We start from the raw sequence: 12,845 nt of genomic DNA, 5'->3' as shown, positions 1-12,845 counted from the left end.
GGCGCTAGCCTCCTTTTTTTCGGTGAACCATGCATAACTTCGATCAAATAGTCCAAGCCGCGTCGGCCGCCTTTGCGGCGACCGACGACTCCGACGCCCTCGAGCAAGTCAAAGCCACCTATCTTGGCAAGAGCGGCGAGATTACCGCCTTGCTGAAAGGCTTGGGCAAGCTTCCCGCCGACGAGCGCAAGAGCGTCGGTGCGAGCATCAATCGTGCCAAGGACGCCGTCGAAGCAGCGCTCAACGGGCGCCGCGAAGCGCTGCGCCAGATGGCGCTGGCCGCGCGCCTGTCTGAAGAGGCGCTGGACGTGACCCTGCCGGGTCGAGGACAGTCGCGCGGTGGCCTGCATCCGGTCACGCGGACGCTGGAGCGCATCGAGTCGCTGTTCGCCTCGATCGGTTTCGAGGTTGCCGATGGGCCGGAAATCGAGGCCGACTTTCAGAACTTCACGGCGCTCAATACGCCGGCAGATCACCCCGCCCGTTCGATGCACGATACTTTTTATTTGCAGGACGAGTCCGGGGGCGTTGCCGAGAACGTCTTGTTGCGCACCCATACCAGCCCGATTCAGGTGCGCTACATGCAGGCCCATGTCGCCCGCTTTGCCGGCGCAGAAACGATGCCGGAAATCCGCGTGATCGCGCCAGGGCGTGTCTATCGCGTCGATTCCGATGCCACGCATTCGCCGATGTTCCATCAGGTCGAAGGGCTGTGGGTCGGCGAGCGGGTCAGCTTTGCCGACCTGAAGGGTATTATCGGTGACTTCCTGCGCCGCTTTTTCGAGAGCGACGACCTGCAGGTGCGCTTCCGCCCGTCATTCTTTCCCTTCACCGAGCCGTCGGCAGAAATCGACATGGCCTTCATGAGCGGTCCGCTGAAAGGCCGCTGGCTGGAGATTGCCGGTTGCGGCATGGTCCATCCGAACGTCTTGCGCCACGTCGGCATCGACCCCGAGAAGTACATCGGCTTTGCCTTTGGCATGGGACCGGACCGGCTGACGATGCTGCGTTACGGTGTCAATGACCTGCGCCTGTTCTACGACGGCGATCTGCGCTTTCTGCGCCAGTTCGTCTGACCGTGGCCTGTGATCCTGCCGCCGACCATGCCTTCTCCTGAGTTCTCGCGTTCATGAAATTTTCAGAATCCTGGCTTCGTAGTTTCGTCGACCCGGTTTGTTCGGGTAGCGAATTTTCGCATCTGTTGACCATGGCTGGTCTCGAAGTGGAGGAGGAGGAAGCGGTCGCTCCGGCCTTCGACAAGGTGCTCGTCGCGCAGGTGCTCGCAGTCGAAAAGCATCCTGATGCCGATCGCCTCAATGTCTGCCGTGTCGATATCGGTTCGGGCGAAACGCTGCAGATCGTTTGCGGGGCGCCGAACGCGGCTGCCGGGATCAAGGTGCCGTGCGCGCTTCCCGGTGCCGAACTGCCGGGCGGCTTCACGATCAAGGTCGCCAGGGTGCGTGGCGTGGCCTCGGCAGGCATGCTCTGCTCGGCGAAGGAACTCGGCATCGCCGAAGACGCCGCCGGCTTGCTCTTGCTGAGCAGCGATGCGCCGGTGGGCGAGGATATTCGTCACCATCTCGATCTCGATGACCGCTTGTTGACCCTCAAGCTGACGCCGAATCGGGCCGACTGCCTGTCGCTGGAAGGTGTCGCCCGCGAGGTCGCCGCACTGACCGGAACGCTGGCGCGATTTACGCTGGTCGATGCTGTCGAGGTGTCCATCGCCACTGCACGGGCCATTGTTCTCGATGCCCCGGAAGCTTGCCCACGCTACTGCGGGCGGGTGATCACCGGCGTCGACGCTGCGGCGCCGACCCCGACCTGGATGAGTCGCCGCCTCGAGCGCAGCGGTATTCGGCCGATTTCCGCCGTGGTCGATATCACCAACTACGTGATGCTCGAACTCGGCCAGCCACTGCACGCTTTTGACAACAGCCGCCTGCACGGCGCCATTCACGCGCGCATGGCGCTTGCGGGCGAAAAGATCACCCTGCTCAACGAGCAGACCCTGGAGCTGCAGGACGATGTGCTGCTGATCGCCGATGAGCAGCGGCCGCTGGCGATGGGCGGCGTGATGGGTGGCGAGGAAAGCGGCATCAGCCTGGCCACCAGCGAGTTATTCCTCGAGTCGGCTTTCTTTGCGCCGACGGCGATCGCCGGTCGCGCGCGTCGTTACAGCTTTGTTTCCGACGCCTCACATCGTTTCGAGCGCGGCGTCGATTTCGGCGGCACGCGGCGCGCGCTCGAACGCGCGACGCGTCTGGTCCTCGATATTTGCGGTGGTCAGGCCGGGCCGGTGAGTGAAGCGTTGGCGACCCTGCCCGAGCGCCACGAGGTTCGCCTGCGCCCGGCGCGCGTCGCCAAGGTGCTTGGCGTAGCACTCGACGGCGAACAAATCAGCGCCCTTTTTTCGCGTCTCGCGCTGCCATTTCGCAGGCAAGCCGACGACTTCATCGTCACCCCGCCGAGCTACCGCTTCGACATCGAGATCGAGGAAGACCTGATCGAAGAGCTGGCGCGCCTGCACGGCTATGAGAACATCCCGGCGACATCGCCGACGGGCTTGCTGGCGATGTTGCCACAGACCGAGCAGGCACGACCCCTGGCGCGTGTGCGCCAGATCGTTGCCGATTGTGGCTATCAGGAGGTGGTCAACTTCGCTTTCGTCGAAGAGGCATGGGAGCGTGATTTTGCCGACAACAGCAAACTGATTCGCCTGGCCAACCCGATTGCCAGTCAGCTGAGCGTCATGCGCTCGACCTTGATCGGCGGTCTCGTCGCCAACGTTGCCAGCAACCTCAAGCGGCGACAGGCGCGGGCTCGTTTTTTCGAGACCGGGCGATGTTTTTTCCGCGACGCCCAGGGCGAACCGGTGGCCGGCTTTCGACAGCCGTGGAAACTCACGGCACTGGCTTACGGCAGTGCTTTTCCCGAGCAGTGGGGCTGTGCCGCACGCAAGGTCGATTTCTTCGACATCAAGGGCGATCTTGAGCGCTTGCTCGCACCGCGCATTGCCCACTTCGAGGCGGCGCAGCATCCGGCCCTGCATCCCGGGCGCAGTGCGCGCGTCGTCGTCGATGGCCAGGCCATTGGCTTCGTCGGCGAGTTGCATCCGCAGTGGCAGCAGAAATACGAACTGCCGTTGGCGCCGGTCGTTTTCGAAGTCGATCTGGATGCTATAGTCATGGCCAGCCTGCCGCAATACACGGAGGTCTCGCGGCAACCACCGGTCATACGTGATATGGCTATCGTGGTCGATCAGAAACTGGATTTGCAGCCCTTGATCGACGGCATGATCGCCAGTCGTTCGGAAATTGTTCGTGAAATCAATCTGTTCGACGTCTATGTCGGGCCTGGGGTCGAGGCTGGCAAGAAAAGCCTTGCCTTCCGAATAATGATGCAAGATACTCGAAAAACATTACAGGAAGTCGAAGTCGAGGCCGCCATGCAGCATCTGGTGGGCTATCTGCAAACGACATTCGCGGCGCAGCTTCGGGTCTGAGAAAGGGAGGGTATGACGCTTACCAAAGCAGAGCTGGCCGAATTTCTGTTCGAGAAGGTCGGCCTGAACAAGCGCGAGGCCAAGGACATGGTGGAGGCTTTTTTCGAAGAGATCCGCAATGCGCTGGAACGGGGGGATGGCGTGAAGCTCTCCGGATTCGGCAATTTCCAATTGCGCGACAAACCGCAGCGGCCAGGCCGCAACCCAAAAACTGGCGAAGAAATCCCGATCACTGCGCGACGCGTGGTCACTTTTCATGCCAGCCAGAAACTGAAGGCCGAGGTGGAGCACGCTTATGATGGAAGCCAATCCTAGAGACATCGGCAATGAGCCGTTGCCGGCCATACCGGCCAAGCGTTACTTCACGATCGGCGAGGTGAGCGAGCTGTGTGGCGTCAAACCGCACGTGTTGCGCTATTGGGAGCAGGAGTTTTCGCAACTCAAGCCGGTCAAGCGCCGCGGCAACCGCCGCTACTATCAACACCACGAAGTGCTCTTGGTGCGCCGTATCCGGGAGCTTCTCTACAGTCAGGGTTTCACGATCAGCGGTGCTCGCAATCGGCTCGAAGATGACGAGCCGCAGGCCGCCAGCAGCGATTCGGTGATGAGCAACGAGGTGCTGCGTGCCGAGTTGCTGAGCATTGCAGAAATGCTGCGCCTTGAAGGGCACTGACGACGATTTCGGTTATAATTCGCAGCTTGTCGGGGCGTGGCGCAGCCTGGTAGCGCACTTGCATGGGGTGCAAGGGGTCCCGAGTTCGAATCCCGGCGCCCCGACCAAAAGAATCAAGAAGCTAGAGAAAAGCAAGAAACCGGCCTCGCGCCGGTTTTTTGCGTGCGCCGAGGAGCGTTCAGGTGCTCGCGCTCTTCGCGGCTTCCGGCGCTGCACCGCTTCGCTCGTCCCCTTGCCGGTGTCGCACCTTCTGCGCGCGCTTGGCGCGAGCGACCGCGTTATGGTTGTCGGCCGCATTCAATCGACCATCTTCGCCTGTTTCACCGGCACCCAGACCCTGAACCGCGTGCCTTCGCCCGGTAGCGAGTCAAGCTCGATGCGACCGTGATGCTTCTGGACAATATTGTAGGAAACCGACATTCCGAGCCCCGTTCCCTTGCCCACCGGCTTGGTCGTGAAGAAGGGTTCGAAAAGCCGCTTCTTCGTTTCCGCGCTCATCCCGAGACCGTTGTCCTGAACCTCCACCCACACCCACTCGTCCTGATGACCGGTCGCTAGCGTGATTGTGCCCATGCCCTTGCTTTCGTCCAGTGCCTGCACGGCATTGACGATGAGGTTCAAGAAAACCTGATTGAGCTGTGCAGCGAGGCACTCGACGGCCGGCAAGACGCCGTAGTTCTTGGCGACGGTGGCCTTGTACTTGACTTCGTTCCACACCACGTTGAGTGTCGAGTCCAGGCCGGCATTGAGGTCGGCATACTGCCAGTCGGATTTATTGACGTGCGAGAAATCTTTCAGATCTTCGACGATCTTCTTGATGCGCAGCAGTCCATCCTCGCTTTCCTTGATCAAATCGGGCAGATCCTCCTGCAGGAAATCAATATCCATGGTTTGCGTCAGGGCGCTGATTTTCTCGCGCAACTCGACATCGCCGATCTGTGTCGCGGCGCCCTGATAGGTCATGATCAGCTGCAGCATTTGTTGGCAGTATTTCTTGAGCGTCTGCAGATTTGAATTGACAAAGCCTACCGGGTTATTGATTTCATGTGCGATGCCGGCGGCAAGCTGGCCGATCGAGGCCATCTTCTCTGCTTGCAGGAGCTGGTTCTGCGCCGCTTCCAGCTTTACGATCAATTGCGCCTGGGCGTCCTTCTCCTGGTGCAGGGCGCCGATCGCGTCGTGCAGCTTGTGCTGAGCGATCGCCGTGTCGGTGTAGTCGAAGACCGTGCCGCAAACCAGCGCTACCTCGCCGCCAGCAAAGCGTATCGGCAGGAAAGTGACATTCTGGCGCATCTCGGCAAGGCCGCCGGTGATTGGCCGACTGTTTGCGAAGCGGAACAGATACGGCCGCAGGTTCCACAAGGTGAACGCGTTGTTGCCAAGGATAAAGACACTTTCCAGCTTCTTTTCTAGCCACGCTCGGGGCAGTTCCGGAAACATGGCGAACAGGTTCTGACCCAGCATGGCAGCGCTCGACTTGCCGCTATGGATGGCCATGAAGGTGTTCCAGAGCACGACCGTGGCACTGCGATCGACGGCGAAAATACCCACGTCGATGCGCTCGACCAGCGATTCGAGCAGCGCACGGGTCTCGCCAACCTGAGCGGCCGCTGTCACTCAGAGCTCCTCGATGAAGCGGTCAAGCGCCCGGCGCAGGGCGGCGACTGCGTCGTCCGGCATGAGCATCACCAGATGACTGCAGAAGGTCCGCTGCTCGATCCCGAAGCGCACCTCGACCAGGACTGCGCTGCGCGCGCTGATTTCATCCACCTGCAGGAGCTTGCCGGTGGCCACCTGGTCAGCGAGCAGGGAGGGCGCCGAAAAGCCGATCGCGGTGCGTAGTAGCTGCGCTATGCCGCCGAGGCAGGCGCCGACGAGAACGTTGCTGATGTCGAGCAGCAGCTCGAGGCTGGCCGGGCCGTCCAGGGCGTCATCGTAGCAAAGCAGCTCAGCCAGGTCGCCTGCCGAATGCCCGGAAAAAATGACGATCGCCTCGCCACGGAGTTCGCCAAGGAAGGCCTGGCGGACGGCCGAAGCGACGTCGCCGCCGACGAGCGCGGCCAATGCGGCGGGTATCCCGGCCGCCTCCACGGCGCTGATCCGTGGTACCGACAGCTCGACAAACTCGCCCAGGACCTTGGCAATCGAGGCGCCGGCCTGACCCATGCCGATATTCGCCACTTCCTGCAAAGCCTCGCGCTGCTCTTCGCTGATGCATTCTATGGTCATACCAGGAGCCCATATTCCTTGAGCACCGCCCTGACGCGCTCGGTATCAACCGGCTTTTTGATGAAGGCGATGGCGCCCATCGCGCGGACGCGCGCCTGCGCCGCCTCCTGGATGTCCGCCGAAACGACGATGACCAGACAGTTCAGGTCTTCGCTGCGCAGCGTTGCGAGGACCTGATAGCCGTCCATCTCCGGCATGGTCAGATCCAGGAACATCACATCGACCCCTCCCTGCCGGTAATGCGCCAAGGCGTCGCTGCCATTCGATACCTGCGTGACGGTGATGTCCCAATCGGGCGGCAAGGCTCGAATCAGCATTTTGCGCGCCATCGCCGAATCATCGACGACCAGAACCGAAACCGGCATTTTCGCTCCTCAACTTATTGGGCTGCTTCGTTCTTCGGCTGTTTTATGGGTACCCAGACCCTGATCCGTGTGCCTTGCCCGGGGGGCGAGTCCTTTGCTCATGCTGCGCCTGCTGTCCTTTCCGCGGATCGTGGCACGCAACAAGGACCGGTGCGGCAGCGACGACCGTTCGTCGGAAAATGCAGCGTTGCGCGCGGACGCCGCTCGCTGGTCGGTGGCGAATGATCATACGCGGCTTTGACCGACCCTGCGCGCCGCTTCGACGGCCAAAAGCGCCTGTTTACGGTCGCCGCCCCAGCGATAATTGCCGACATCACCATTCTCGCGAATGACGCGATGGCAGGGAATGAGAACCGCGATACGGTTGCGGGCCAGCGCCGAAGCGACCGCGCGTTGGGCGCGAGGATGCTCGATGCGCGCGGCCAGTTCTCCGTACGAGACCACCTCGCCCGGGGCAATGTCGATCAGCGCTTGCCAGACCTTGAGCTGAAAATTCGTACCACGGAGGAGAAGGTGCAGCGGTCGTTCGTCGCCGACCAGCGAGAAAACGCGTCCGATGCTGCTTGCCAGCGCTGCATCGTCGCGGAGCAGTCGCGCGTGCTGCCAATCGGCCTGCAGTTGCCGTATGGCGCCCGCATCGCCATCGCCATCGCCATCGCCATCGCCATCGCCATCGCCATCGCCATCGCCATCGCCATCGGCGTCGGCGTCGGCGTCGTCGGTGCTGTCATTGGCGTTCACGAACTGCAGATGGCAAAGGCCACGCGCGGTGCTGCCGGCAATGACCCGCCCGAAAGGCGTCGGCGCGAAGCCATAGGTGATCTGTAGCCCCTCGCCGAGGGAGCGCACTTCGCCTGGTGTTGCTGCGTCGCAGGCGACCATCAAGTCGTGCAGACGGCCGGGTCCGGAGAGTCCTGCCGCGTGCGCTGCGGCGAGCACGTCGTACTTGCCACGGAGCAGCGATCGGGCGTGTTCGGTGGTCAGGTATTGCAGAAAGCGCTTCGGCGAAATGCCGACCCAGACGCTGAACAGGCGCTGCAAATGGAAATGGCTCATGCCGACGTGTGCGGCGATCTCCTGCAGGCTGGGCTGGCTGGGGCGGCGCTGTTTGACGAAGCGAATTGCCCGGGCGACCGTTTCATAGGCGCGGCAGCGGGCGGCGAGCTCGTTCATGCCGTTTGCCCGCAGCGCCCGAGCAGGCCGGCGGTCAGTGCGATGCCGGTCAGGATCAGTGCGCCGCCGAGCAGGGTGTGCCAGCCGACAGCTTCGTCGAGGAATAGGGCCCCCCAGAGAACGCCGAAGACCGGGATCAGAAAAGTCACCGAAAGTGCGCGCGTCGGGCCGACATCGTCGATCAGGCGAAAATAGAGCAGATAGGCGGCGCCGGTGCAGACGATCGCCAGCAGCGAGACGGCTGTCCAGTCGCCGACATCGGGCGTCTGCCGCACAGGGGCCAGAAGGAACAGCGGCAGCAACACCAGGGTAGCCATCCACATGCTGCCGTGCGCATTGCCGAAGGGCGTCGCCAGGCCGGGTCGGGCCTTGGTGTAGAGGCTCGCCAGGCTGTATGAGAGCGGCGCGAGCAGCCCGGCGGCGACCGCCGGCCACTCAGCGCTGCCGGCCAGCGCGAGGTTCTGGCCAACGAGCACGCTGACCCCAGCCAGGCCGCAGCCGAGGCCGAGGGCGACGCTGCCGGTCAGCGGTACGCCCAGCCAGAGCGCGCCGATCGCTGCTCCGAAGAGCGGCGAAGTGGCGTTTAGAATCGCCAGCAGCGAGGCCGGCAGCGATTGCGCGGCGTAGGCAAAGAGGAGGAAGGGGAGCGCCGAGTTGAGGACGCCAATGCTCAGAAAGTGCTTCCACAGGCGGCCCATTCCCAGCGACTGTTTCAGGACGCGGGCGACCAGTCCGAGGAATACGGCGGCGATGCCGACGCGAAACATGATCAGCGCCACCGGACCGAAGGCCGGGACGCTGACGCGCATGAACAGAAACGAAGCGCCCCAGATCGCAGCGAGCAAGAACAGTCGGGTGATACTGGCAGCATTCATGCAGGGCTTTCGTAAGGAGGGGATGGGCTTCGATTGTCGTCTCGGCAGCGGCCCCTGGCCACCCGATTCTTGCGCATCGTGACGGCTGCGCTTGGCCGTGGCTGGCTACCTCCCGCCCTTGCTGCCTCCCTTGTCCCAGCCATAGCGAACGCTTCGCTGCCAGCGAGTGTCTGCCTGGCGCAGGGGATTCCCGGGTGGCGGGGAGGGCTGCCGCGCGGCTGCTTTCGCGCTGGGCGTCGGCAGTGGTTTGGCGGAACGGGCAGGCTTGTCGGTCATCGGGCTGGCTGCGGAGCGGCGGCTGAACGCTATGGTAGACTTTGCGCCTATTCTAACGCTCAAGAGAAAACCATGTCCGGCAACACCATTGGCACGCTGTTCACAGTGACTTCGTTTGGCGAGTCACACGGTCCGGCGATCGGCTGCGTGGTCGATGGCTGTCCGCCCGGGCTGGCCATTTCGGAAGCCGACATTCAGTGCCAACTCGACCGCCGTCGGCCGGGGACCTCCCGGCATGTGACGCAGCGCCGCGAGCCCGATCAGGTCGAGATTCTTTCGGGAGTCTTCGCGGGCCGCACGACGGGAACGCCGATCGGCCTGTTGATCCGCAATCAGGATCAGCGCAGCAAGGACTACGGCAATATTGCCGAGACCTTCCGGCCGGGACATGCGGACTACGTCTACACGCAGAAGTACGGTTTTCGCGATCATCGCGGCGGCGGTCGCTCGTCGGCGCGCGAAACGGCGGTGCGTGTCGCCGCCGGGGCAATCGCCCGCAAGTGGTTGGCCGAGCGTTACGGGGTCACGATCAGCGCCTGGATGAGCCAGCTTGGGCCCATCGAAATCCCCTTTCTCGACGCCGCGGCAATTGCCGGCAATCCCTTCTTCGCGCCGAATGCGGCGATTGTTCCGGAACTGGAGGATTACATGGATGGATTGCGCAAGGCGGGCGATTCGGTGGGCGCGAAGATCACCGTCGTCGCCAGCGCCGTGCCGCCCGGTTGGGGCGAACCGGTCTACGACCGCCTCGACGCCGAGATTGCCTACGCGATGATGAGCATCAATGCCGTCAAAGGGGTCGAGATCGGCGCCGGTTTTGCCAGCGTTGCCCAGCGCGGCAGCGAGCATGGCGACGAAATGACGCCGCAGGGTTTCCTCAGCAATCATGCCGGCGGAGTGCTCGGCGGCATCTCTACAGGTCAGGACCTGGTCGTCAGTGTGGCGATCAAACCGACCTCGAGCATTCGTTTGCCGCGCCGTTCCGTAGACTCTGCCGGCAACGCGGCCATGGTCGAAACGCATGGCCGGCACGATCCCTGCGTTGGTATCCGCGCAGCACCAATTGTCGAGGCGATGCTGGCGCTGGTCTTGATCGATCATGCCTTGCGTCATCGCGCCCAGTGTGCTGACGTGCGCTGCGCCACCCCGCGTATTCCTGGCACTGCAATCGATGCCGCGGCGAAGTGACGGCAGCCTGTGGCTCTGGTTATAATCACATGGTCTGGTCGCGCATCGGGCCGGCCGGGATAAGCGAGAGGCTAGGATCATGCAAATTGAGCACCACGACCTGCACCACGAGTTCCCCGAGTACCTGGATTCGATTCACGCCCTGAAAGCTTCGAGCGCGCCGTTTGGCGAGATGTATGACGAATACCATCAACTGACGCGCGAGGTCGAGCGTCTCGAGGAAGAAGACCTGCCGGTCGGCGATTTCATCATCGAAACGATGAAGAAGCAGCGCGTACTGCTCAAGGATCAGATGTACCGGATGTTGGTCGCATTCAAGAACCGCGATTGAGCGATTGAGCGATTGAGCGATTGAGCGGCTGAGCAACCAAGCAATGGAGCCTGCGAGCCGCTAGCCGCCGGTTGCTGCGGCAGCATCCGGTAGAATTGCCGGATGCATGCTCTGCCCTACTGGCGTCTTTCCGGCTACTACTTCTTTTATTTCGCCTTCATCGGCGCGTTCTCACCGTATTTCGGGCTCTATCTTAAGTCGCTGTCGTTTTCGGCCTGGGACATCGGGCTGCTGATGTCCCAGATGCAGTTGATGCGCCTGTTCGCTCCCTATCTGTGGGGTGCGCTGGCCGACCGCCTCGGGCAGCGGGTGGCCATCGTCCGCCTCGCCGGCGTCCTTAGCCTGATCGGTTTTTCGCTCTTCTTTGCCGTGCGCAGCTTCGAGGCAATGCTGCTGGCGATGGCTTTGCTGGCCTTTTTCTGGAGCGCCGCGTTGCCGCTGGTCGAGACGCTGACCTTCGATCATCTGCGCGAGCAGCCGGCACGTTACAGTCGCATTCGGCTGTGGGGTTCGGTCGGTTTCATCGTCGCGGTGATGGGCACCGGAGCGCTACTCGACCGGCTGCCGCTGTCCGCGTTGCTGTGGGTAATCGCGGCAACACTGGCCGGAATTCTGATTTATGCACTGGCGGTTCCCGAGGCGCCGGCGCACGCAGCCAGCGATGCGCAGCTGCCGGTGGGTGAAATCCTTCGCCAGCGGCGCGTCAGGGCGCTTTTTGCCGCCTGCGTCGCGATGTCGGCGGCGCACGGCGCACTTTACGTGTTCTACTCGATTCACCTCGCCGAGCATCACTACAGCAAGTTCCTGGTCGGTTGCCTGTGGTCGCTCGGCGTTCTTGCCGAGATCGTGGTCTTTTTCTTCATGGTCGGCTTGCTGCGTCGCTTTGGCTTACGGACCATTTTGCTGCTCAGCTTTGCGGCCGCTATCGTACGCTTCCTGATGATTGGCTGGGCTGTCGACAGCGTGGCGCTGATCGTCATCGCGCAGTTGCTGCATGGCTTCACTTTCGGCGCCTACCATGCGGCGGCGATTGCCGCTGTCAATCGCTGGTTTCCGGGTCGCTCTCAGGCGCGTGGCCAGGCCTTGTATTCGAGCCTGTCGTTTGGCGCTGGAGGCTTGCTTGGCACTCTGCTCAGCGGTTGGGGCTGGGACGTTTGGGGGGCGGCTTCCACTTTCACCATGAGCGCGGCATTTGCGCTGCTCGGTCTGATCTTCGTCGCCGTCGGAGTCAAGAGAAACGATCTCGACGATCCTGGCGGCGGCCAAGCGGCGTCATTTGCCGCGTTGGCACAAACTTCTGGAGGTAAATGATGAGTATCCGTTCTGGCTGTCGTTACTGGCTTCTCGTGCTCGCAGTGTTCGTCGTCGCCGCTTGCGCAACGACCCGCACGACCAGCGCTGGCCGGGTTGGCGTCGATCGTGAGCAGGTGATGCTGGTTTCGTCGGACGAAGTCGATCGCTCCGCCGCCAAGGCTTACCAGGAGGCGATGCAGGCGGCGCAGAGCAAGAAGCTGCTCAATAGCGATGCGCAGCAGAGCGAGCGGGTGCGGGCGATCGCCAAGCGCTTGATCCCGGTGACCGCGGTTTTTCGCGCCGATGCGCCGGGCTGGCAATGGGAAGTCAATGTCGTCAGCTCCAAAGAACTCAACGCCTGGTGCATGCCGGGCGGCAAGATTGCGGTGTACACCGGCTTGATCGAGCAGTTGCAGCTTGGCGACGACGAACTGGCCGCGGTGATGGGGCATGAGATTGCGCACGCGCTGCGTGAGCATGGGCGTGAGAAAGCTGGCCAGTCGGCCGGCCTGGATGTCGCGGCAGCACTTGGCGGGGCCTTGATCGGTGCCTACTTCGGCGTCGATGCCGGCCTTGGCAAAAGCGTCATCGGCGGTGTCGGCGATCTGGCTTTCATGCGCCCCAACTCGCGCGCATTTGAGCAGGAAGCTGACCGCATCGGCGTCGAACTCGCGGCGCGCGCCGCTTACGATCCGAGTGCAGCGATCTCGCTGTGGGAGAAAATGGGGCGCGTCTCGGAAGGGCAGCCACCACAGTGGCTGTCGACCCACCCCTCGCACGACACACGCATCGCCGATTTGCGTGTTTATGTGCAGCGCGTGCAACCGTTGTACCTGGCGGCGCGCAAGTCGCGCTGAGCGTAGCGAGCAGCGGCGTTAGCCTAGCACTTGCCGGGCGTGCAAGCCAGCACTGACAGCGACCCGCGCGGTGTGACATA

At 62.6% G+C, this 12,845-nt stretch carries 14 protein-coding genes and 1 tRNA gene; 10 read left to right on the top strand and 5 right to left on the bottom strand.

What is annotated here, in order from left to right; genetic code table 11:
• The first annotated feature begins 29 nt into the window (after positions 1–29).
• From pheS to QZ648_RS17600, 5 genes are all read left to right on the top strand, one after another.
• On the top strand, positions 30–1,076 hold the full coding sequence (gene pheS / locus QZ648_RS17620) for a phenylalanine--tRNA ligase subunit alpha (RefSeq protein ID WP_291997816.1): 1,047 nt from the start codon (positions 30–32) through the stop codon (positions 1,074–1,076).
• A gap of 53 nt (positions 1,077–1,129) precedes the next feature.
• Positions 1,130–3,505 (top strand): phenylalanine--tRNA ligase subunit beta, encoded by a 2,376-nt coding sequence (pheT, locus tag QZ648_RS17615; protein ID WP_291997815.1) that lies wholly within the window; start codon positions 1,130–1,132, stop codon positions 3,503–3,505.
• 12 nt (positions 3,506–3,517) lie between these two features.
• Complete coding sequence (locus QZ648_RS17610) at positions 3,518–3,820, top strand: integration host factor subunit alpha (protein ID WP_291997814.1); 303 nt, start codon at positions 3,518–3,520, stop codon at positions 3,818–3,820.
• Complete coding sequence (locus tag QZ648_RS17605; RefSeq protein WP_169065285.1) at positions 3,804–4,178, top strand: MerR family transcriptional regulator; 375 nt, start codon at positions 3,804–3,806, stop codon at positions 4,176–4,178. The genes QZ648_RS17610 and QZ648_RS17605 overlap by 17 nt, the downstream gene beginning before the upstream one ends.
• 30 nt (positions 4,179–4,208) lie before the next feature.
• Positions 4,209–4,285, top strand: a tRNA-Pro gene (locus tag QZ648_RS17600).
• A 190-nt stretch (positions 4,286–4,475) separates the two neighbouring features.
• Here the strand turns inward: QZ648_RS17600 and QZ648_RS17595 are convergent.
• The 3 genes from QZ648_RS17595 to QZ648_RS17585 are packed head-to-tail and all read right to left on the bottom strand — an operon-like array spanning position 4,476 to position 6,772.
• Positions 4,476–5,795, bottom strand: a complete 1,320-nt coding sequence (locus tag QZ648_RS17595; RefSeq protein WP_169065284.1) for an ATP-binding protein — start codon at positions 5,793–5,795, stop codon at positions 4,476–4,478.
• Positions 5,796–6,407: a chemotaxis protein CheC gene (locus QZ648_RS17590; RefSeq protein ID WP_169065283.1), complete on the bottom strand. Its 612-nt coding sequence runs from the start codon at positions 6,405–6,407 to the stop codon at positions 5,796–5,798. It lies immediately after the preceding gene.
• Positions 6,404–6,772, bottom strand: coding sequence for a response regulator (locus tag QZ648_RS17585; protein WP_169065282.1), 369 nt, complete (start codon positions 6,770–6,772; stop codon positions 6,404–6,406). Before QZ648_RS17585 ends, QZ648_RS17590 begins: the two co-directional genes overlap by 4 nt.
• A gap of 100 nt (positions 6,773–6,872) precedes the next feature.
• On the opposite strand from QZ648_RS17585, the gene QZ648_RS17580 reads away from it, so the two are divergent.
• Positions 6,873–7,013: a hypothetical protein gene (locus QZ648_RS17580; protein ID WP_169065281.1), complete on the top strand. Its 141-nt coding sequence runs from the start codon at positions 6,873–6,875 to the stop codon at positions 7,011–7,013.
• On the opposite strand, the gene QZ648_RS17575 is transcribed toward QZ648_RS17580, so the two are convergent.
• Positions 6,998–7,945: a methylated-DNA--[protein]-cysteine S-methyltransferase gene (locus tag QZ648_RS17575; RefSeq protein ID WP_291997813.1), complete on the bottom strand. Its 948-nt coding sequence runs from the start codon at positions 7,943–7,945 to the stop codon at positions 6,998–7,000. The two genes, QZ648_RS17580 and QZ648_RS17575, sit on opposite strands and share 16 nt — an antisense overlap.
• Positions 7,942–8,820: a DMT family transporter gene (locus QZ648_RS17570; protein ID WP_211203618.1), complete on the bottom strand. Its 879-nt coding sequence runs from the start codon at positions 8,818–8,820 to the stop codon at positions 7,942–7,944. The genes QZ648_RS17575 and QZ648_RS17570 overlap by 4 nt, the downstream gene beginning before the upstream one ends.
• Positions 8,821–9,168: 348 nt before the next feature.
• Here QZ648_RS17570 and aroC point away from each other — a divergent pair, with 348 nt between their 5' ends.
• The 4 genes from aroC to QZ648_RS17550 all read left to right on the top strand — a co-directional run bounded on the left by aroC (position 9,169) and on the right by QZ648_RS17550 (position 12,765).
• The gene (gene aroC / locus QZ648_RS17565; protein ID WP_291997812.1) at positions 9,169–10,284 is read left to right on the top strand and encodes a chorismate synthase; all 1,116 of its coding nucleotides are present in this window, start codon (positions 9,169–9,171) and stop codon (positions 10,282–10,284) included.
• Between the two features lie 79 nt (positions 10,285–10,363).
• Positions 10,364–10,615 (top strand): DUF465 domain-containing protein, encoded by a 252-nt coding sequence (locus QZ648_RS17560; protein ID WP_291997811.1) that lies wholly within the window; start codon positions 10,364–10,366, stop codon positions 10,613–10,615.
• A 102-nt stretch (positions 10,616–10,717) separates the two neighbouring features.
• Complete coding sequence (locus tag QZ648_RS17555; RefSeq protein ID WP_291997810.1) at positions 10,718–11,926, top strand: MFS transporter; 1,209 nt, start codon at positions 10,718–10,720, stop codon at positions 11,924–11,926.
• Positions 11,926–12,765 carry a M48 family metallopeptidase gene (locus QZ648_RS17550; RefSeq protein WP_169065276.1) on the top strand — a complete coding sequence of 280 codons (840 nt, stop codon included), beginning with the start codon at positions 11,926–11,928 and terminating at the stop codon, positions 12,763–12,765. Before QZ648_RS17555 ends, QZ648_RS17550 begins: the two co-directional genes overlap by 1 nt.
• Positions 12,766–12,845 lie beyond the last annotated feature (80 nt).

This window comes from Candidatus Accumulibacter sp. ACC012, from assembly GCF_907163155.1.
GTDB classification, from domain to species: Bacteria; Pseudomonadota; Gammaproteobacteria; order Burkholderiales; family Rhodocyclaceae; genus Accumulibacter; species Accumulibacter delftensis.
This window is presented reverse-complemented; position numbering and strand designations above follow the sequence as displayed.

Coding starts and splice junctions, on each gene's coding strand:
- pheS (WP_291997816.1), top strand. CDS start 30: ATGCATAACTTCGATCAAATAGTCCAAGCCGCGTCGGCCGCCTTTGCG.
- pheT (WP_291997815.1), top strand. CDS start 1,130: ATGAAATTTTCAGAATCCTGGCTTCGTAGTTTCGTCGACCCGGTTTGT.
- QZ648_RS17610 (WP_291997814.1), top strand. CDS start 3,518: ATGACGCTTACCAAAGCAGAGCTGGCCGAATTTCTGTTCGAGAAGGTC.
- QZ648_RS17605 (WP_169065285.1), top strand. CDS start 3,804: ATGGAAGCCAATCCTAGAGACATCGGCAATGAGCCGTTGCCGGCCATA.
- QZ648_RS17590 (WP_169065283.1), bottom strand. CDS start 6,407: ATGACCATAGAATGCATCAGCGAAGAGCAGCGCGAGGCTTTGCAGGAA.
- QZ648_RS17585 (WP_169065282.1), bottom strand. CDS start 6,772: ATGCCGGTTTCGGTTCTGGTCGTCGATGATTCGGCGATGGCGCGCAAA.
- QZ648_RS17580 (WP_169065281.1), top strand. CDS start 6,873: ATGCTGCGCCTGCTGTCCTTTCCGCGGATCGTGGCACGCAACAAGGAC.
- QZ648_RS17575 (WP_291997813.1), bottom strand. CDS start 7,945: ATGAACGAGCTCGCCGCCCGCTGCCGCGCCTATGAAACGGTCGCCCGG.
- QZ648_RS17570 (WP_211203618.1), bottom strand. CDS start 8,820: ATGAATGCTGCCAGTATCACCCGACTGTTCTTGCTCGCTGCGATCTGG.
- aroC (WP_291997812.1), top strand. CDS start 9,169: ATGTCCGGCAACACCATTGGCACGCTGTTCACAGTGACTTCGTTTGGC.
- QZ648_RS17560 (WP_291997811.1), top strand. CDS start 10,364: ATGCAAATTGAGCACCACGACCTGCACCACGAGTTCCCCGAGTACCTG.
- QZ648_RS17555 (WP_291997810.1), top strand. CDS start 10,718: ATGCATGCTCTGCCCTACTGGCGTCTTTCCGGCTACTACTTCTTTTAT.
- QZ648_RS17550 (WP_169065276.1), top strand. CDS start 11,926: ATGAGTATCCGTTCTGGCTGTCGTTACTGGCTTCTCGTGCTCGCAGTG.